Source organism: Streptomyces sp. NPDC049954, from assembly GCF_040656295.1.
Lineage (GTDB): Bacteria > Actinomycetota > Actinomycetes > Streptomycetales > Streptomycetaceae > Streptomyces.
On sequence record NZ_JBFALS010000005.1, the window covers coordinates 149,273 to 167,688 of the forward strand.

The window sequence follows — 18,416 nt, forward strand, 5'->3', positions numbered from 1 at the left end:
CGGGCGGGCCCGGGACCGGCGGGCTCCTCAGCCGTCCTCGCCCGGTGTGCCGGGGCGCCGGTTCGCCGCGGGCATCGCGCGCAGGTGGCGCACGGCGCCGTAGGTGCGGGTGATGGCGGTGGTGGCGTTCGTGAAGGAGCGCTGGGCGACGCCGACGAACAGGCAGTCGACGACGGCGAGCTGGGCGATCCTGCTCGCGGTCGCGCCCGAGCGCAGCGGCATCTCGCGCACGGCCGTGGTCAGGACGTGGTCGGCGCACTCGGCGAGCGGGGAGCCGGCGAAGTTGGTGAGCGCGATGGTGGTCGCCCCGCGGTCGCCGGCCGCCTGGAGCGGCTCCACGGTGTCGACGGTCGAGCCCGAGTGGGAGATGCCGAGCGCGACGTCCCCCTCACCGAGCAGGGCGCTCGCGGTGAGCGCGGCGTGCCCGTCGGTCCACACGAAGGCCATGAGGCCGATGCGGTGCAGCTTCTGGTGGAGGTCCTGGCCGACGAACCCGCTCGCGCCGATGCCGAAGACGTCGATCCTGCGGGCCTTGGCGACGGCGTCCACCGCGCGTGCCAGCACGTCGAGTTCGAGCTGCGCGCGGGTGTCCTCCAGGGTCCTGGCCTCGTTGTAGATGACCTTGTCCACGACCTGGGTGAGTGTGTCGTCCTCGCTGATGTCCCCGTCGTCGGCCCAGTACCGGTCGCTGTTGCGGGCGTCCTCGCGGGCCGCCGAGGAGGCCAGGGCGATGCGCAGCTGGGGGTAGTTGGACAGCCCGATGGCGCGGCAGAAGCGCATCACGGTGGTCACCGAGGTCCTGGCCTGGGTGGCGAGGGTCGTGGACGACATGCGCGCGGCACCCGCCGGATCGCCCAGCACGGCGGCGGCGACCCGCTGTTCGGCGGGCTGCAGGGAGGGGACGGCGCCGCGGATGCGGACGAGGACGTCCAGGGCCGGGGCCTCGGTGTCCGGCTCCTTCGGGATCGCCCCTCGCCGCGGCGCGGACCGGTCGGTCATGGCTTCCTCCTGGTGGCTGGGCGGCCAGCGTAGCCCGTCGATGTCAAAAACTAACGCTCACATCACGACCCCTGTTACTTATTGACTACCTTCTTAACCCTCCCCATACTTGCGGGATCGCCGCAGCTCACCAGCGGTTCATCGGGGGCGCCCGGCCCGTACGGCGTCGGCCTCGGGGCCCGCCACGGTCGCGGCAACCACCCGCCTCGCGTGGCCGCTCCACCGCCCCGCCTTCTCAGCCGCGTCCGTCACAAGGGAGACACAGCTCGATGAGACTCGTACACAAGGCCGGCGTCGCCGCCCTGGCCGCCTCCGCCCTGGTGCTGACCGCCTGCGGCAACGACGGCTCCTCGTCCTCGTCCTCGTCGAAGGACGGCAAGTCGCTGACCTGGTGGGTCATGAAGGGCACCAACCCGGACGCCTCCGCCTTCTACTCCGCGACGAAGAAGGAGTTCAAGAAGAGGACGGGGGCCACGCTGAAGGTCCAGGAGATCCAGTGGGCCGACGCCCACGACCGTCTGGTGCGCGCCTTCGCCTCCGGCGACGGCCCGGACGTCTCCGAGATCGGCACCACCTGGACCCCCGAGTTCGCGGCGGCCGGCGGCCTCACCGACCTCACCTCGAAGATCGACTCCTCGGGCCTGGGCAAGGATCTGAACCCGGCGCTGAAGCAGTCGGCGACCCTGGACGGCAAGCAGTACGGCGTCGGCTGGTACGCCGGGGTGCGCGCGATCGTCTACCGCAAGGACGTCTTCGAGAAGCACCACCTCGCGATACCGAAGAACTGGGCCGAACTCCAGCAGACCGTCAGGGCGCTCAAGAAGCAGGAGCCCAAGCTGCTGCCGCTGCCGGTCGCCGGGGACGCCGCGTACGCCGTCGCCCCCTTCGTGTGGGGCGCGGGCGGTGACTTCGCCACCGAGAAGGGCGGCAAGTGGACCGGGACGCTCGACTCGGCGAAGTCGAAGGAGGGCCTGGACTTCTACACGGGCCTCGCCCTGAAGGACAAGTCCTCCAGCGTCGGCGCCACCACCTGGCGCGAGACCGACGTGCTGGACTCCTTCGTCAAGGGGAAGTCGGCCATGGTGATCCAGGGCAACTGGACCCCGAAGACGGCGATCGCCGGTGACCCCTCGCTCAAGGACAAGATCGGCGCCTTCCCGATCCCGGGCAAGGACGGCGGCCTCGCCCCGGCCGTCCTGGGCGGCTCCAACCTCGCGGTGCTCAAGACGAGCAAGAACCAGGACCTCGCCTGGAAGTTCGTCGACATGATGACCACCAGCAAGCTCGCGAAGGACTGGGCCGACCAGGCCGGGTACTTCCCGAGCACCAGCTCGGCGCTCAAGCCCTACGCGAACAGCAGCGACCCGCTGGTCAAGCCCTTCGCCGAGACGATGCTCAAGGCCGGCAAGAACCCGCCGAGCGCCCCGGGCTGGGGCACCGTCGAGGGCAACAAGACCGTCTCCCAGATGGTCCAGTCGGTCCTGACCGGCACCTCCGTCGACAAGGCCGCCAAGACCGCCTCGGACGCCGTCACCAAGACGCTCTCGGAGAACTGACGTGGGGAACGTCGCCGTCACCGGCGCGCGTCCGGCACCGTCCGCCGGCCAGGCGGACCTGCCGGGCGCGCGCCCGCCGGGCCCGCGCCGCCCGCGCCTGACCGTGCGGCTGCGGCCCTGGCTGCTGCTGGCCGCCCCGCTCCTGGTCATCGCGGTCCTGCTGCTCTACCCGATCGTGCGGGTGGTGTACCTGTCCTTCCAGACGTACGGGCTCAAGGAGATCATCTCCGGCAAGCCGCGGTTCGTCGGCCTCGACAACTACCGCGAGGTGTTCGGGGGTTCCTACCTCTGGAAGACGGTGCTGCCGAACACGGTGTTCTTCGCCGTGTTCGCCGTCCTCGGCACGATCGTGCTGGGCACCCTCGTCGCGCTGCTGCTCCAGCACCTCGGCCCGAAGACCCGCGCCACCGTGATCGGCGCCTCCCTGGTGGCCTGGGCGATGCCCGCGGTCACCGGCACCTACGTGTGGGTGTGGATCTTCGACCCGGACTCCGGGCTGGTGCGCCGCGCCCTCCAGGACCTGGGGGTGATCGGGCCGGACGGCTTCAACTGGTTCACCGAGCGGCTGTCGTTCTACGGCATCGCCGAACTGAACGTCATCCACCACGGCTACCCGTTCATCGCCATCACGCTCTTCGCCGGGCTCACCACCGTGCCGCCCGAACTGCACGAGGCGGCCCGGCTGGACGGGGCGAGCGCCTGGCAGCGCTTCTGGAACATCACCTTCCCGGTGCTGCGCCCGGTGTTCGCCGTGGTCACGGTGCTCTCCACCATCTGGGACTTCAAGATCTTCACGCAGATCTACCTGATGCCCGGCGGCTCCGGCACCAACCCGGAGATCCTCAACCTCGGCGTGTGGTCGTACATGAAGGCCATCACCCAGAACCAGTACGGCCTCGGCTCCGCGATCGCCGTCCTGCTCACCGTCGTACTGCTGGTCATCACCGCGGTGTACCTGCGTGTGCTGTTCAAAGAGGACGAGTTGCGATGACCGCCCAGACCCTCATCCCGCCCGTCGCGAAGACCGACGGACCCACGCCCCCCGCCCGCAGGGGCTGGGCGCGGACCGGCAAGTACGCGGCCGTGGTCGCGATCCTGCTCTTCACCCTGTTCCCCGTCTGGTTCATGCTCTCCACGGCCCTCAACGGCCGGGCCAGTTCCGGGACCGACAGCCTCTTCCCGAGCCACTTCACCTTCGCGCACTTCTCGGACGCGCTGAACGAGGGCGGCTTCGGGCACTTCATGCTCAACTCGGCGATCGTCACCCTCGTCACGGTCGTCGCCTCGGGTGTGCTCGCACTGCTCGGCGCGGTCGCCATGGCGCGGTTCCGCTTCCGGATGCGCACCACGATCATGGTGCTGATCCTCGTGGTGCAGATGCTCCCGGCCGAGGCGCTGGTCATCCCGCTCTTCCTTCAGATGAAGGACCTGCGGATGCTCAACTCCCTCCTCGGTCTCGCGATCGTCTACACCGCCTTCTCGCTGCCCTTCGCGATCTGGAACCTGCGCGGCTTCGTGGCCGCCGTCCCGGTCGAGGTCGAGGAGGCCGCGTACATGGACGGCTGCTCCTGGTGGCGGATGTTCCGCTCGATCCTGCTGCCGCTCGTCGTGCCGGGGCTCATCGCGACCAGCGCCTTCGCCTTCGTGATGGCCTGGGAGGAGTTCACCTTCGCGCTGACCTTCATGTCGGACGAGAACATGATGACCGTGGGGGTCGGCCTGGAGCAGTACCTCGGGAAGAACACCAACGACTGGGGCGGGCTCATGGCGGCCTCGACCCTCGTGACGCTGCCCGTCATGGTGGTCTTCGTCCTCGCCCAGCGGCGGCTCACCGCGGGCCTCGTGACCGGCGCGGTGAAGTAGAGAGGTGAAGGTGACCGCAGTGGGCGAAGAACAGGGGAGCGCGCGGGTGCGGCGGCTCGCGCACACCGTGCTGATGCCGGGCTTCGTGGGCACGAGCCCGCCCCCGTGGCTGCTGGACGCGCTGGCCGAGGGGCTGGGCGGGGTCTGCTACTTCGGGCACAACATCGCGGGCCCGGAGCGGACCGCCGCGCTCTCCGGGCGCATCCACCACGCGGGTACGGCGGTGATCGCCACGGACGAGGAGGGCGGCACGGTCTCCCGGCTGCACGTGGCGCAGGGCTCCCCGCACGTGGGCGCCGCCGTCCTCGGCCGCGCCGACGACCTCGCGCTGACCGCCGAGGTGGCCCGCGGTATCGCCCGCGACGTGCGCCGGGCGGGCATCGACCTCGTGCTCGCCCCCGTCGTGGACGTCAACTCCGATCCGGCGAACCCGGTGATCGGGGTGCGCTCGTACGGCGGCGAGCCGGACCTCGTGGGCCGGCACGCGGCGGCCTTCGTACGGGCGGTCCAGACCGAGGGGGTCGCGGCCTGCGCCAAGCACTTCCCCGGCCACGGGGACACGAAGGTCGACACCCATGCGGGCCTCGCGGTCGTGGACGTCGACCTGGCGACGCTGCGGGCCCGGGAGCTGGTGCCCTTCGCCGCGGCGATCGCGGCGGGCGCCCGCTGCGTCATGACGGCGCACATCGTCTTCCCCGCCCTCGACGAGGCCCCGGCCACCCTCAGCGCTCCCCTGCTGACCCTGCTCCGCGAGGAACTCGGCTTCGAGGGGGTCGTCGTGTCCGACGCGGTCGACATGCGGGCGATCTCCGCGACCATCGGCTTCGCGGAGGGTGTCGTACGGGCCCTCGCGGCCGGCGTCGACCTCGTGTGCCTCGGCAACCCGGCCCTGCCGGGCGCCGACTCGCCGGTGCCGGCGACGGGCGAGGAGGAGTTCCGCACGGCGCTGGACGCGGTGCTCGCGGCGGTCCGCGCGGGCCGGCTGCCCCTGGCCCGGCTCGAAGAGGCGGCGGCGCGGGTCGCCGCCCTGGCGGACTGGTCCCGCACACGGGACCGGGCCGGCCTCCCGGCCCCCGATCCCGCCGGGGCGAACGACCGCGCCGCCCGGGAGGCCCTGCACGTGCGCGGCCCGGTCGCGGGCGCCCTGCGCTCCCCCGTGCACGTCGTGGACGTACGGCGTCGCCGCTCCGTCGTGAGCGGCCGGATCTCCGACCGCCTCACCGCCGCCCTGCTCGACCGGCTGCCGGGGTCGACGGCCGAGGCCCTCTTCGCCCGGCCGGACGGCGCCGAGGGCCGCGCCACCGAGGCGGATCTCGGCGCCGCGCCCGATCCCGGCACCCCGGCGCCCGCCGTGCCCCGGGCCGACGTGATCCTCACCGGCACCCCGCGCGCCGACCCGGCCGAGGAAGCCGCGCTGCGGCGGCTCCTGGCACACAACCCGCGCGCCGTCACGGTCTGCCTCGGCCTGCCCGCGAGCACCGAGGACCTGCCGGACGCGCACAGGGCCGTCTTCACGTACGGCGACAGCGCGCCGACGGTACGTGCCGTGACGGCACTGCTGACGGACTGACCCGGGGCGACCGGGACACTTCCCGATGTGATGTCGGGCACGATGGGAGGGCCTCCTGGAGCCCTCCCACCGTGCCCCAAGTACCCGGATATCCCCCCGTACGGCGCGCCCCGGCCCCCCTCCGCCCCCTGGCCCCCGCGCTCGATCTGTCCGACATGCCCACCCGCGTGAATCCGTGCACAAGCGGCGGCCTAGCATGGGCGCCGTGCCGAATCTGACTGCCCGCGACGCCGCCGAGGCCGCCCGCAATCCACTCGCCTTCATCGCGAGGCGCTGGACTCCGAAGCCGGAGACCGTCCGGCGGGCGGCCCTTCTGGCCCTGCTGACGTCGGTCGTGATCGTCGTGACCGGCGGCGCCGTCCGGCTCACCGGTTCCGGCCTGGGCTGCCCGACCTGGCCCGAGTGCACCAACGGTTCGCTGACCACGACGCGCGAGATGGGCTTCCACGGGGTCATCGAGTTCGGCAACCGGATGCTGACCTACGTCCTGTGCGCGGCCGTCGGCTGGGCGATCATCACGGCGCGCGCCGCGAAACCCCGCCGCCGCTCCCTCACCCGCCTGGGCTGGGCACAGTTCTGGCTGGTCATGGGCAACGCGGTCCTGGGCGGCATCGTCGTCCTGGTGGGCCTCAACCCGTACACGGTGGCCGCGCACTTCCTGCTGACCTCGGCGCTGATCGCCCTCGCGACCGTGCTGTGGCAGCGCACGAAGGAGGGCGACGGGGCGCCCAGGCCGCTGGTCGGCCACTCCGTGAAGCAGCTCGTACGAGTCCTGGTCGGCGCGACCGTCGTACTCATCGCGGTCGGCACGCTGGTGACCGGCGCGGGACCGCACGCGGGCGACTCCAGCGAGGTGGCGCGCATGGACATCGACTGGGAGTCGATCACCAAGGTGCACGCCGCGCTGGCCTGGATCGTCGTGCTCCTGACGCTCGCGCTGTGGTGCGTCCTGAAGGCGGTGGACGCACCGGCCGGACCGCGCCGCAGGACCGGGCTGCTGTTCCTCGTCCTGATGGCCCAGGGCGCCATCGGCTACGTCCAGTACTTCACCGACCTGCCCGAGATCCTGGTCGGTGTGCACATGCTCGGCTCGACGCTCGTGTGGATCGGCACCCTGCGGGTGCTGCTGTCGTTGCGCGAGCGCCCGCACACGCCCTCGGTCCTGCCGGCCCAGCAGCAGGAGACCGGAGCGCTCGCCGACGCCTGACGGACGCGGGTACGGGTGAGGGGTGCGGCCCCGAGGCGTGATCCTCGGGGCCGCACCCCTCACGCGTACCCGCCGAGCGCGTCGGCGGGCCTTCCTGCGGGGAGACTCAGGCCGCTGGGCCGCCGAGCTGGATGCCCGCCATGCGCTTCCACTCGTAGGGCCCGGTGCGCACCTTCGCGGCGAACTCGCCGTCGAAGCTGTCGTGCATGGTGATCCCGGCCTTCTCCACGGCGTCCTGGGCGACGGCGGTGCTGGGCGCGAACAGATCGCCCCAGCGGCCGTCCTCGCCGACCAGGGAGATACGCGTGCCGCGCTGCCCCACGTAGGCGAGCTGCCCCTCGGCGCCGCCGTGCCTGCGGGCGAAGGAGCCGATCTGCTTGGCGAGCCTGGCGGCCCTGCGCTCCTGCCGGGCGGCCTCCTTGCGGTCCGCCCGGGGGTCGGCCGCCGCGTCCTCGGTCTGCTGGGTGTTGTCTGCCATGACCGCATGCTACCCACGAGTAGGCCGTAGTACGACAAGAGGCCCCGCCGTCCGTGAGGGACGGCGGGGCCGAGGGCCTGTCTTCGAACTGGCCTCGCGCGGCAGGCGCCAGTTCGAAGGCAGGCCCTAGAGCAGCCCGGCGCTCAGCGCAGGAAGGGGTCGATCGCGACGGCGACGAACAGCAGCGACACGTAGGTGATGGACCAGTGGAACAGCCGCATCTCCTTGAGCTTGCCGCCGTCCTCCTCGGTCTTGGCGCGGTTCAGCAGCCCGTGCGCCTCCCACAGCCACCAGCCGCCGGCCAGCAGCGCGACCGCCGTGTAGAACCAGCCGGTGTAGCCGAGGACGGTCAGCAGCAGCGAAACCGCGACCATGACCCAGCTGTAGAGGACGATCTGCCGGGCGACGACCCGGTTGCTCGCGATGACCGGGAGCATGGGCACGTTGACCCGGGCGTAGTCCTCCCTGACCTTCATGGACAGCGGCCAGTAGTGCGGCGGAGTCCAGAAGAACATGACGAGGAAGAGGACGACCGGGGCCCAGGACATGGAGTCGGTGACGGCGGACCAGCCGATGAGCACCGGCATGCAGCCGGCGATCCCGCCCCACACGATGTTCTGCGAGGTGCGCCGCTTGAGAATCATCGTGTAGACGACGACGTAGAACAGCAGGGCGCCCAGCGAGAGCCACGCGGACAGCCAGTTGACGAGCAGTCCGAACCACACGGTGGAGACGACGGCCAGGCTCAGGCCGAAGACGAGTCCCTCACGGGGACTCACCATCCCGGTGACCAGGGGCCGCTGCTCGGTGCGGTGCATGAGCGCGTCAATGTCGCGGTCGATGTACATGTTGAGGGCGTTGGCGCCACCCGCCGACAGATAGCCGCCGAAGCAGGTGATGAGCACCAGCCACAGGTTGGGGACCCCTTGTTCGGCGAGGAACATGACCGGCACGGTGGTGATGAGCAGCAGCTCGATGATCCGTGGTTTGGTCAGTGCCACGAACGCCTTGACACGGGCCCCGAACGGCCGGTGGCTTGGGCTCGTCCCGAGCACCCCCGCTGGACGGGATTCAACGGCCGTCACGCACACCCCTGACAGAGACATCCCAGCGAGCCCACAAGAAGTCCGGATGCGCCGGAAAAGGCGGGCTCGCGCGTACCACGCCACTCTAGACGTTGCCCGTTCCCGGCCCCTCGCGGGGGTCACTCGTGTTGTCCCGGCACGGCTGCGCACGGTGGGGACGCGGAGGGCTCCGAAGGGGCTGCAAATGAGCGCTCCTTTATACATATGGAGCCCTCGCGACGCACTCGCGACTTTCTCCGCGCGAACCCTTTTCGCGCAGGTCGCGCAAGGGCTCGGCGGTTTTCGGGGGGCGGAATCCCGAATAACCCCGCACTCTTGATTGAGTGGAAAAAACGCACGCCCTCACGGCGGTAGGCTCGACAGTGTCCGGTGTACGCAAAGTCACCGGCATTCGACATGTGGAGAGGAGCCCTGACCCAGGGTGAGCACCAAGCCGACCACGACAGACTTCGAGTGGACCGAGCTGGACCAGCGGGCTGTCGACACCGCGCGTGTCCTGGCCGCCGACGCCGTACAGAAGGTCGGTAACGGCCATCCCGGTACGGCGATGAGCCTGGCCCCCGCCGCGTACACCCTCTTCCAGAAGGTGATGCGCCACGACCCGGCCGACCCCGACTGGACGGGCCGCGACCGTTTCGTGCTGTCCGCGGGACACTCCTCGCTGACCCTCTACACCCAGCTCTACCTGGCCGGTTTCGGTCTGGAGCTGGATGATCTGAAGGCGTTCCGCACGTGGGGTTCCAAGACTCCGGGCCACCCGGAGTACGGACACACCAAGGGCGTCGAGACGACCACGGGCCCGCTGGGCCAGGGCGTCGCGAACGCCGTGGGCATGGCGATGGCCGCGCGCTACGAGCGGGGCCTGTTCGACCCCGAGGCGGCCCCCGGCACCTCGCCGTTCGACCACCACATCTTCGCCATCGCGGGCGACGGCTGCCTCCAGGAGGGCATCTCCGCCGAGGCGTCCTCGCTCGCCGGCCACCAGAAGCTCGGCAACCTGGTCCTGCTGTGGGACGACAACCACATCTCGATCGAGGGCGACACCGAGACGGCCGTGTCCGAGGACACCGTCGCGCGGTACGAGGCGTACGGCTGGCACGTCCAGCGCGTGCAGCCCAAGGAGGACGGCGACCTCGACCCGGCCGCCCTGTACGCCGCGATCGAGGCCGCGAAGGCCGAGACCGGGCGCCCCTCCTTCATCGCGATGCGCTCGATCATCGCCTGGCCCGCCCCGAACGCCCAGAACACCGAGGCCGCGCACGGCTCGGCGCTCGGCGCGGACGAGGTCGCGGCCACCAAGCGCGTCCTCGGCTTCGACCCCGAGAAGAGCTTCGAAGTCGCTGACGAGGTCCTCGCGCACACCCGCGGGGCCCTGGAGCGCGGCAAGGAGGTGCGTGCCACCTGGGAGAAGACCTTCGCCGACTGGCGCGGCGCCCACCCCGAGCACGCCGAGCGCTTCGACCGGATCGCCGCCACCGAGCTTCCCGAGGGCTGGGAGCAGCAGCTCCCGCTGTTCGAGGAGGGCAAGGCCCTGGCCACCCGCGCCGCCTCCGGCAAGGTGCTCCAGTCGCTGGGCGCGGTGATCCCCGAGCTGTGGGGCGGTTCCGCCGACCTCGCCGGCTCGAACAACACCACGATCGACAAGACCTCCTCGTTCCTGCCCGAGGGCAACCCGCTGCCGGAGGCCGACCCGTACGGCCGCACCGTGCACTTCGGGATCCGCGAGCACGCGATGGCCGCCGAGCTGAACGGCATCACGCTGCACGGCAACACCCGCGTGTACGGCGGAACGTTCCTGACGTTCTCCGACTACATGCGCAACGCGGTGCGGCTGTCGGCGCTCATGCACCTGCCGGTCACCTACGTCTGGACCCACGACTCGATCGGTCTGGGCGAGGACGGCCCCACCCACCAGCCCGTCGAGCACGTCGCCGCGCTGCGCGCCATCCCCGGGCTGAACGTGGTCCGTCCGGCCGACGCCAACGAGACGGCCATCGCCTGGCGCGAGGTCCTGAAGCGGTACACCAAGGTGTTCGGCGAGGGCGCTCCGCACGGCCTGGTCCTCACCCGTCAGGGCGTACCGACGTACGCGCCGAACGAGGACGCGGCCAAGGGCGGTTACGTCCTGCTGGAGGCCGAGGGCGGCGAGCCGCAGGTCGTCCTGATCGGCACCGGCTCCGAGGTGCAGCTCGCCGTCGAGGCGCGCGAGCTGCTCCAGTCGGCGGGCGTCCCCACGCGCGTCGTGTCGATGCCCTGCGTCGAGTGGTTCGACGAGCAGGACCAGGGGTACCGGGAGTCCGTGCTGCCGCCGTCCGTGAAGGCGCGGGTGGCGGTCGAGGCGGGAATCGGTCTCACGTGGCACCGTTTCGTCGGGGATGCGGGCCGGATCGTCTCGCTGGAGCACTTCGGTGCCTCCGCCGACGGCAAGGTCCTCTTCCGCGAGTACGGATTCACCGGCGAGGCCGTCGCGGCCGCCGCCCGGGAATCTCTCGAAGCCGCTCAGCGCTGACGACTACAGACACTACGTAGGAGATGTAATTCCATGACAGACGCACTGAAGCGCCTCTCCGATGAAGGCGTCGCGATCTGGCTGGACGACCTGTCGCGCAAGCGGATCACGTCCGGCAACCTGGCCGAACTGATCGACGAGCAGCACGTCGTGGGCGTCACCACCAACCCGTCGATCTTCCAGAAGGCGATCTCCCAGGGGGACGGCTACGACACGCAGCTGGAGGACCTCGCGGCCCGCCGGGTGACCGTCGAGGAAGCCGTCCGCATGATCACCACCGCCGACGTGCGGGACGCGGCCGACATCCTCCGTCCGGTCTTCGACGCGACGGACGGCCAGGACGGCCGGGTGTCCATCGAGGTGGACCCGCGCCTCGCGCACAACACCCTGGCCACGACCGCCGAGGCCAAGCAGCTCGCGTGGCTGGTCGACCGCCCGAACACGCTCATCAAGATCCCGGCCACCGAGGCGGGCCTGCCGGCCATCACCGAGACGATCGGCCGGGGCATCAGCGTCAACGTCACGCTGATCTTCTCCCTGGAGCGCTACCGCGCGGTCATGGACGCCTACCTCGCGGGCCTGGAGAAGGCGAAGGCCGCGGGCCTGGACCTCTCCAAGATCCACTCGGTCGCCTCCTTCTTCGTGTCCCGCGTGGACACCGAGATCGACAAGCGGCTCGACGCGATCGGCAGCGACGAGGCCAAGGCCGCCAAGGGCAAGTCCGCGCTGGCCAACGCGCGGCTGGCCTACGAGGCGTACGAGGCGGTCTTCTCCTCGGAGCGCTGGGCCGCCCTCGACAAGGCGCAGGCCAACAAGCAGCGCCCGCTGTGGGCCTCCACCGGCGTCAAGGACCCGGCGCTCAAGGACACCCTCTACGTCGACGAGCTGGTGGCGCCGAACACGGTGAACACCATGCCCGAGGCCACGCTGCAGGCCGTGGGCGACCACGGCGAGATCACCGGCAACACGGTGGCCGGCACCTACGAGCAGGCGCGCGCCGATCTCGACGCGATCGCCAAGCTCGGCATCTCGTACGACGACGTCGTCAAGGTGCTGGAGGACGAGGGCGTCGACAAGTTCGAGAAGTCCTGGACCGAACTGCTCGAGTCGACCGAGGCGGAGCTCAAGCGCCTCGCCCCTTCGGAGGGCTGATCCCCTTGACCGCATTGCACGGAGCCAACCCGCTTCGTGACGCCGCGGACCGACGGCTCCCGCGTATCGCGGGGCCGTCGGGCCTGGTCATTTTCGGTGTCACGGGCGATTTGTCCCGGAAAAAGCTGATGCCCGCCGTGTACGACCTGGCCAATCGCGGCCTGCTGCCGCCGGGCTTCTCGCTCATCGGTTTCGCGCGCCGCGACTGGGAGGACGAGGACTTCGCCCAGGTCGTCCACGACGCGGTGAAGGAGCACTCCCGCACCCCCTTCCGTGAGGAGGTGTGGCAGCAGCTCAACCAGGGGATGCGCTTCGTCCAGGGCGCCTTCGACGACGACGAGGCCTTCGAGACGCTGAAGACGACGATCGAGGAGCTGGACAAGGCGCAGGGCACGGGCGGCAACTTCGCCTTCTACCTCTCGGTGCCGCCGAAGTTCTTCCCCAACGTCGTGCAGCAGCTCAAGAAGCACGGCCTCGCGGACGCCCCCGAGGGGGCGTGGCGGCGGGCCGTCATCGAGAAGCCCTTCGGCCACGACCTGGCCTCCGCGAAGGAGCTCAACTCGATCGTGCACGAGGTGTTCGCCCCGGACCAGGTGTTCCGGATCGACCACTACCTCGGCAAGGAGACCGTCCAGAACATCCTGGCGCTGCGTTTCGCCAACCAGATGTTCGAGCCGGTCTGGAACCGTTCGTACGTCGACCACGTGCAGATCACGATGGCCGAGGACATCGGCATCGGCGGCCGGGCCGGCTACTACGACGGGATCGGCGCGGCCCGCGACGTCATCCAGAACCACCTGCTCCAGCTCATGGCGCTCACCGCGATGGAGGAGCCCGCGGGCTTCGACGCGGACGCCCTGGTCGCGGAGAAGGCGAAGGTGCTGCGTGCCGTCCGGCTGCCCGCCGACCTCGGCACCGGGACCGTGCGCGGCCAGTACGCGTCCGGGTGGCAGGGCGGCGAGAAGGCCGTCGGCTACCTCCAGGAGGACGGGATCGACCCCAAGTCGAAGACCGACACCTTCGCCGCGATCAAGCTGGGCGTGGACAACCGCCGCTGGGCGGGCGTCCCCTTCTACCTGCGCACCGGCAAGCGTCTCGGCCGCAGGGTCACGGAGATCGCGGTGGTCTTCCAGCGGGCCCCGCACTCCCCCTTCGACCACACCGCCACGGAGGAGCTGGGGCAGAACGCCCTGGTGATCCGGGTGCAGCCGGACGAGGGCGTCACCGTCCGCTTCGGCTCGAAGGTGCCGGGCACCTCGATGGAGGTCCGGGACGTCTCGATGGACTTCGCCTACGGGGAGTCCTTCACCGAGTCGAGCCCGGAGGCCTACGAGCGGCTGATCCTGGACGTCCTGCTGGGCGACGCCAACCTCTTCCCGCGTACGGAGGAGGTCGAGCTGTCCTGGAAGATCCTCGACCCGATCGAGGACTACTGGAACACGCACGGCAAGCCCGCGCAGTACCCGGCCGGCACCTGGGGGCCGACCGAGGCGGACGAAATGCTCGCACGAGACGGACGGAGCTGGCGTCGGCCATGAAGATCGACCTCACGGACACCACGTCCAGCAAGATCAACAAGGCCCTGGTGCAGGGCCGCAGGTCCCTGGGGACCCCCGCGGTGGGCATGGTGCTCACCCTCGTCATCGTCACCGACGAGGAGAACGCCTACGACGCGCTGCGCGCCGCGCACGACGCCTCCCGCGAGCACCCCTCGCGCACCCTGCTGGTGATCCGGCGGGTCTCCCGCACCCCGCGCGACCGGGCGAGCGCCCGGCTCGACGCGGAGGTGCAGATCGGCGCGGACGCGGGCAACGGCACGGGCGAGACCATCGTGCTGCGCCTGTACGGCGAGGTGGGCGAGCACGCCCAGTCGGTCGTGCTGCCGCTGCTGCTGCCGGACGCGCCCGTCGTCGTATGGTGGCCGATCAACGCGCCGCTCGACCCGGCCAACGACCCGCTCGGCGCGCTCGCGCAGCGCAGGGTCACCGACACCTACGCCTCCGAGCAGCCCATCGAGGAGCTGACCGCGCGGGCCGAGACCTACACCCCGGGCGACACGGACCTCGCCTGGACCAGGATCACCCCGTGGCGCTCGATGCTCGCGGCGGCCCTGGACCAGGTGGCCTGCCAGGTCACCTCGGTGGAGGTCGAGGGCGAGCAGTACAACCCGAGCGTCGAACTGCTCGCGATGTGGCTCGCCCACCGGCTCGACGTCCCGGTCAAGCGCAACGCCTCCGAGGGCCCGGGACTCACGGGTGTGCGGATGGAGACGGACTGCGGACCGGTCGTCCTCGACCGGGCCGACGGCGGCCTCGCGACGCTGTCGATCGAGGGGCAGCCCGACCGCGCCGTGGCGCTCAAGCGGCGGGAGACCGCCGAGCTGATCGCGGAGGAGCTGCGCCGGCTCGACCCGGACGACACCTACGCGGCCGCGCTGAAGTTCGGCGTGGACCGGCTCGACGAGCCCGCCGCGGCCCGTACCGTCCCGGAACCGGCCGCGTCGCAGCCCGAGGAGAAGTCCTCGGGGGCGCAGGATGGGACGGCGAAGAAGGCGGCGGCCAAGCAGACCGCCGCCAAGTCCCCGGCGAAGAAGGCAGCCTCGAAGTGAGCACCGTCCCCCAGCTCGTCGTGCACCGCGACAAGGAACTGATGGCCCAGGCGGCAGCGGCCCGGCTCATCACGAAGATCGTCGACGCCCAGTCCGCACGGGGCAGGGCCTCCGTGGCGCTCACCGGCGGACGCAACGGCAACGGTCTGCTGGCCGCGCTCGCCGCGCAGCCGGCCCGGGACGCCGTCGACTGGGGGCGCCTGGACATCTGGTGGAGCGACGAACGTTTCCTGCCCGAGGGGGACCCGGAGCGCAACGCCACGCAGGCGCGGGCGGCGCTGCTCGACTCCCTTCCGCTGGACATCGGGAAGATCCACGAGATGCCCGCCTCGGACGGGCCGTACGAGCCCGAGGCGGCGTCCGAGGTGTACGCGGCGCAGCTGGCCGACGCCGCCGAGGCCGCGGAGGGTGCGCTGGTGCCGTCCTTCGACGTCCTGCTGCTGGGCGTCGGCCCGGACACGCATGTCGCCTCGCTCTTCCCCGGGCTGCCGGGGGTGCGCGAGTCGGAGCGGACGGTGATCGCGGTGCACGAGGCGCCCAAGCCGCCGCCGACCCGGCTGTCGCTGACCCTGCCGGCGATTCGCGCGGCCCGCGAGGTGTGGTTGCTCGCGGCGGGCGAGGACAAGGCGGAGGCGGCCCGGATCGCGCTCTCGGGCGCGGCCGAGGCCCAGGCGCCCGCGGCCGGTGCCTACGGCCGTGAGCGGACGCTGTGGCTCATGGACACGGCGGCGGCCGCGAAGCTGCCGCCCTCCCTGTTCCCCTCGGCCGTCGCCTGACGGGGGCTTCGCCCGCAGAACGGCGTGGTCCCGTCCCGGAGTTCCGGGGCGGGACCACGCCGTTCTGCCTCTCGTGCGCCGGTGTTCCTCATCGCTCGCCGGGCGGCTGGGGGCCGGCCGTGCCGAGCTGGTAGACGCTGCCGTCCTTCTCCCGGCGCAGCACGCCGAAGCCGACGCAGTAGCGGCGCAGCGCGGAGGTGTCCGCGTAGTAGCGGGCGAAGGCCTCGTTGACCTCGCGCTCGGTGTAGTCACGCCCTTCGGTGAACAGGGCCCCGGCCAGGTGGCGCAGCAGGTCCTCGCGTACGGAGAGCCGCACGGGGACGGTGACCAGCCGGCCCTGCGCGAAGAAACCGGCGAGCCGGCGCGGCAGCCACTCGGGGGCGGGCGCGGAGGCGGACTCGCGGCGGAAGGCGGCCGGGTCGACGGCGAGGCTCCCGTCGGCGAGCCGGTGCACGAGACCCGCCTTGACGAGGCGGCCGAGCTGCTTCTGCGCGGGCGCGCTCTCCTGTTCCCCGAGCACGATCCGCGCGAACAGCCTCAGCCGCTCCGGATCGGCGAGCGCGCTCATCATCTGATGGTCCATGGTGTCCTTCCCGACGGTGCAGAGCCGTCGGTCAGTCTCACCCGTCCGGGCGAGCGGGCGCATCCACTTTTCGTCCCGGTCTCGTCACTGTGCGCGCCGCCCCGCCGGCGTACGCGCGAAGCGGCGCGCCGGACTCGCCCGGCGCGCCGCCTGTCGGACCGACGAGAGATCAGCGTCCGCGCAGCTCGCGGTACTTGGCGACGAGGGTCGTGGTGGACGCGTCGAGGCCGGGCACCTCGGCGCCCTCGGTGAGCGCGGGCTCGACGCGCTTGGCGAGGACCTTGCCGAGTTCGACGCCCCACTGGTCGAAGGAGTCGATGTTCCAGATCGCGCCCTGCACGAAGACCTTGTGCTCGTAGAGCGCGATGAGCTGGCCGAGCACGGAGGGGTTCAGCTCGGGGGCGAGGACCGTGGTGGTCGGGTGGTTTCCCCGGAAGGTCTTGTGCGGGACGAGGTCCTCGGGGACCCCTTCGGCGCGGACCTCGTCGGGCGTCTTGCCGAAGGCGAGGGCCTGGGTCTGCGCGAAGAAGTTGGCCATGAGCAGGTCGTGCTGGTCGGCGAGGGCCGGTTCCAGTTCGTCCACGGGGCGGGCGAAGCCGATGAAGTCGGCCGGGATGAGCTTGGTGCCCTGGTGGATCAGCTGGTAGTAGGCGTGCTGCCCGTTGGTGCCGGGGGTGCCCCAGACGACCGGGCCGGTCTGCCAGTCGACCGGCTCGCCGTCGCGGTCCACGGACTTGCCGTTGGACTCCATGTCGAGCTGCTGGAGGTAGGCCGTGAACCGCGACAGGTAGTGCGAGTAGGGCAGCACGGCGTGCGACTGCGCGTCGTGGAAGTTGCCGTACCAGACGCCGAGCAGGCCCAGCAGCAGCGGGCCGTTGGCCTCGGCGGGGGCGGTGCGGAAGTGCTCGTCGACCTGGTGGAAGCCGTCGAGCATCTCGCGGAAGCGGTCCGGGCCGATCGCGATCATCAGCGACAGGCCGATCGCCGAGTCGAAGGAGTACCGGCCGCCGACCCAGTCCCAGAACTCGAACATGTTGTCCGTGTCGATGCCGAAGTCGGAGACCTTCCCGGCGTTCGTGGACAGCGCCACGAAGTGCTTGGCGACGGCTTCCTGACCGGCCTTCAGCTGGTCGAGCAGCCAGCCGCGCGCGGAGGTCGCGTTGGTGATCGTCTCGATCGTCGTGAAGGTCTTGGAGGCGATGATGAACAGCGTCTCGGCGGCGTCGAGGTCGCGCACGGCCTCGTGCAGGTCGGCGCCGTCCACGTTGGACACGAAGCGCACGGTCAGCCCGCGGTCGCTCCAGGGGCGCAGCACCTCGTGGGCCATCGCGGGCCCGAGGTCGGAGCCGCCGATGCCGATGTTCACGACGTTCTTGATCCGCTTGCCGGTGTGACCGGTCCAGGCGCCCGAGCGCACCGACTCGGCGAAGGCGGCCATCTTGTCGAGGACGGCGTGCACCTCGGGTACGACGTTCTCGCCGTCGACCTCGACCACCGCGTCCCGGGGGGCGCGCAGCGCGGTGTGCAGGACCGCGCGGTCCTCGGTGGTGTTGATCTTCTCGCCGCGGAACATGGCGTCCCGCAGCCGCTCCACGCCGGTCGCCGCGGCCAGCTCGCGCAACAGACCCAGGGTCTCGTCGGTGACGAGGTGCTTGGAGTAGTCGAGGTACAGGTCGGCGACCTGGAGCCGGTAGCGCGTGGCCCGGTCCGGGTCGGCGTCGAACAGCTCACGCAGCCGCACGTCGCCGGTCTGCTCCCGATGCTTGCCGAGTGCGGTCCACTCAGGCGTCTGGTTGAGCCGCGTACGGCTTTCTGCGTTCATCAGGGACTTCTGCCTTCTTTCGTACGTATGTACCGTGTCCCGGCGTGCTCCAACCTAATTGATCAGTGCCCGGGACGGCGGTAGTTACCGCCGCGCGGTACGGGTGCCCTGGAGTGCCGGGCCCCTTGGGAACAGCGCCTGAGAAGCGGCACTGATTCCCGGCCGGGCGAGCGGACCGTGACGGCCGCACGCGCGGGCGGCCGGGCCC

15 protein-coding genes are annotated in these 18,416 nt (G+C 71.0%); 10 read left to right on the forward strand and 5 right to left on the reverse strand.

From position 1 onward, the window contains the following. Positions 1-27: 27 nt before the first annotated feature. Entirely contained in the window at positions 28-999 is a 972-nt protein-coding gene (locus AB0J21_RS12630; RefSeq protein WP_363145884.1) for a MurR/RpiR family transcriptional regulator, read from the reverse strand. A 269-nt stretch (positions 1,000-1,268) separates the two neighbouring features. On the opposite strand from AB0J21_RS12630, the gene AB0J21_RS12635 reads away from it, so the two are divergent. The 5 genes from AB0J21_RS12635 (at position 1,269) to AB0J21_RS12655 (ending at position 7,195) form a co-directional block, all read left to right on the forward strand. Beyond that, positions 1,269-2,555 (forward strand): sugar ABC transporter substrate-binding protein, encoded by a 1,287-nt coding sequence (locus AB0J21_RS12635; RefSeq protein WP_363145885.1) that lies wholly within the window; start codon positions 1,269-1,271, stop codon positions 2,553-2,555. A 1-nt stretch (position 2,556) separates the two neighbouring features. Beyond that, positions 2,557-3,546, forward strand: coding sequence for a sugar ABC transporter permease (locus AB0J21_RS12640; protein WP_363145886.1), 990 nt, complete (start codon positions 2,557-2,559; stop codon positions 3,544-3,546). Next, the gene (locus AB0J21_RS12645; protein ID WP_363145887.1) at positions 3,543-4,418 is read left to right on the forward strand and encodes a carbohydrate ABC transporter permease; all 876 of its coding nucleotides are present in this window, start codon (positions 3,543-3,545) and stop codon (positions 4,416-4,418) included. Before AB0J21_RS12640 ends, AB0J21_RS12645 begins: the two co-directional genes overlap by 4 nt. 19 nt (positions 4,419-4,437) lie before the next feature. After that, positions 4,438-5,988, forward strand: a complete 1,551-nt coding sequence (locus AB0J21_RS12650; RefSeq protein ID WP_363145888.1) for a glycoside hydrolase family 3 N-terminal domain-containing protein — start codon at positions 4,438-4,440, stop codon at positions 5,986-5,988. A gap of 196 nt (positions 5,989-6,184) precedes the next feature. Continuing rightward, on the forward strand, positions 6,185-7,195 hold the full coding sequence (locus AB0J21_RS12655; protein WP_363145889.1) for a COX15/CtaA family protein: 1,011 nt from the start codon (positions 6,185-6,187) through the stop codon (positions 7,193-7,195). A 106-nt stretch (positions 7,196-7,301) separates the two neighbouring features. On the opposite strand, the gene AB0J21_RS12660 is transcribed toward AB0J21_RS12655, so the two are convergent. Both AB0J21_RS12660 and AB0J21_RS12665 read right to left on the reverse strand, forming a co-directional pair. Next, positions 7,302-7,673 carry a hypothetical protein gene (locus AB0J21_RS12660; protein ID WP_363145890.1) on the reverse strand — a complete coding sequence of 124 codons (372 nt, stop codon included), beginning with the start codon at positions 7,671-7,673 and terminating at the stop codon, positions 7,302-7,304. 143 nt (positions 7,674-7,816) lie between these two features. Then, on the reverse strand, positions 7,817-8,764 hold the full coding sequence (locus tag AB0J21_RS12665; RefSeq protein ID WP_363146234.1) for a heme o synthase: 948 nt from the start codon (positions 8,762-8,764) through the stop codon (positions 7,817-7,819). A 415-nt stretch (positions 8,765-9,179) separates the two neighbouring features. Here AB0J21_RS12665 and tkt point away from each other — a divergent pair, with 415 nt between their 5' ends. Genes tkt through pgl form a run of 5 tightly spaced genes read left to right on the forward strand, consistent with a single transcriptional unit; the run spans position 9,180 to position 15,803 of the window. Continuing rightward, positions 9,180-11,267 carry a transketolase gene (gene tkt, locus AB0J21_RS12670; protein WP_363145891.1) on the forward strand — a complete coding sequence of 696 codons (2,088 nt, stop codon included), beginning with the start codon at positions 9,180-9,182 and terminating at the stop codon, positions 11,265-11,267. 33 nt (positions 11,268-11,300) lie between these two features. Next, complete coding sequence (gene tal / locus AB0J21_RS12675; protein ID WP_363145892.1) at positions 11,301-12,419, forward strand: transaldolase; 1,119 nt, start codon at positions 11,301-11,303, stop codon at positions 12,417-12,419. A 14-nt stretch (positions 12,420-12,433) separates the two neighbouring features. Then, the gene (gene zwf / locus AB0J21_RS12680) at positions 12,434-13,957 is read left to right on the forward strand and encodes a glucose-6-phosphate dehydrogenase (protein ID WP_363146235.1); all 1,524 of its coding nucleotides are present in this window, start codon (positions 12,434-12,436) and stop codon (positions 13,955-13,957) included. Then, entirely contained in the window at positions 13,954-15,027 is a 1,074-nt protein-coding gene (opcA, locus tag AB0J21_RS12685; protein ID WP_363145893.1) for a glucose-6-phosphate dehydrogenase assembly protein OpcA, read from the forward strand. Before zwf ends, opcA begins: the two co-directional genes overlap by 4 nt. Then, positions 15,024-15,803 carry a 6-phosphogluconolactonase gene (gene pgl, locus AB0J21_RS12690; RefSeq protein WP_363145894.1) on the forward strand — a complete coding sequence of 260 codons (780 nt, stop codon included), beginning with the start codon at positions 15,024-15,026 and terminating at the stop codon, positions 15,801-15,803. The genes opcA and pgl overlap by 4 nt, the downstream gene beginning before the upstream one ends. 88 nt (positions 15,804-15,891) lie before the next feature. On the opposite strand, the gene AB0J21_RS12695 is transcribed toward pgl, so the two are convergent. Further along, positions 15,892-16,386: a DUF2087 domain-containing protein gene (locus AB0J21_RS12695; RefSeq protein ID WP_363145895.1), complete on the reverse strand. Its 495-nt coding sequence runs from the start codon at positions 16,384-16,386 to the stop codon at positions 15,892-15,894. A gap of 169 nt (positions 16,387-16,555) precedes the next feature. Beyond that, entirely contained in the window at positions 16,556-18,208 is a 1,653-nt protein-coding gene (gene pgi, locus AB0J21_RS12700; protein WP_363145896.1) for a glucose-6-phosphate isomerase, read from the reverse strand. Positions 18,209-18,416: the final 208 nt, after the last annotated feature.

What these genes read in the sequence shown, in the direction of transcription:
- AB0J21_RS12630 (WP_363145884.1), bottom strand. Translation starts at nt 999, where the DNA reads ATGACCGACCGGTCCGCGCCGCGGCGAGGGGCGATCCCGAAGGAGCCG.
- AB0J21_RS12635 (WP_363145885.1), top strand. Translation starts at nt 1,269, where the DNA reads ATGAGACTCGTACACAAGGCCGGCGTCGCCGCCCTGGCCGCCTCCGCC.
- AB0J21_RS12645 (WP_363145887.1), top strand. Translation starts at nt 3,543, where the DNA reads ATGACCGCCCAGACCCTCATCCCGCCCGTCGCGAAGACCGACGGACCC.
- AB0J21_RS12655 (WP_363145889.1), top strand. Translation starts at nt 6,185, where the DNA reads ATGGGCGCCGTGCCGAATCTGACTGCCCGCGACGCCGCCGAGGCCGCC.
- AB0J21_RS12660 (WP_363145890.1), bottom strand. Translation starts at nt 7,673, where the DNA reads ATGGCAGACAACACCCAGCAGACCGAGGACGCGGCGGCCGACCCCCGG.
- tal (WP_363145892.1), top strand. Translation starts at nt 11,301, where the DNA reads ATGACAGACGCACTGAAGCGCCTCTCCGATGAAGGCGTCGCGATCTGG.
- opcA (WP_363145893.1), top strand. Translation starts at nt 13,954, where the DNA reads ATGAAGATCGACCTCACGGACACCACGTCCAGCAAGATCAACAAGGCC.
- AB0J21_RS12695 (WP_363145895.1), bottom strand. Translation starts at nt 16,386, where the DNA reads ATGGACCATCAGATGATGAGCGCGCTCGCCGATCCGGAGCGGCTGAGG.
- pgi (WP_363145896.1), bottom strand. Translation starts at nt 18,208, where the DNA reads ATGAACGCAGAAAGCCGTACGCGGCTCAACCAGACGCCTGAGTGGACC.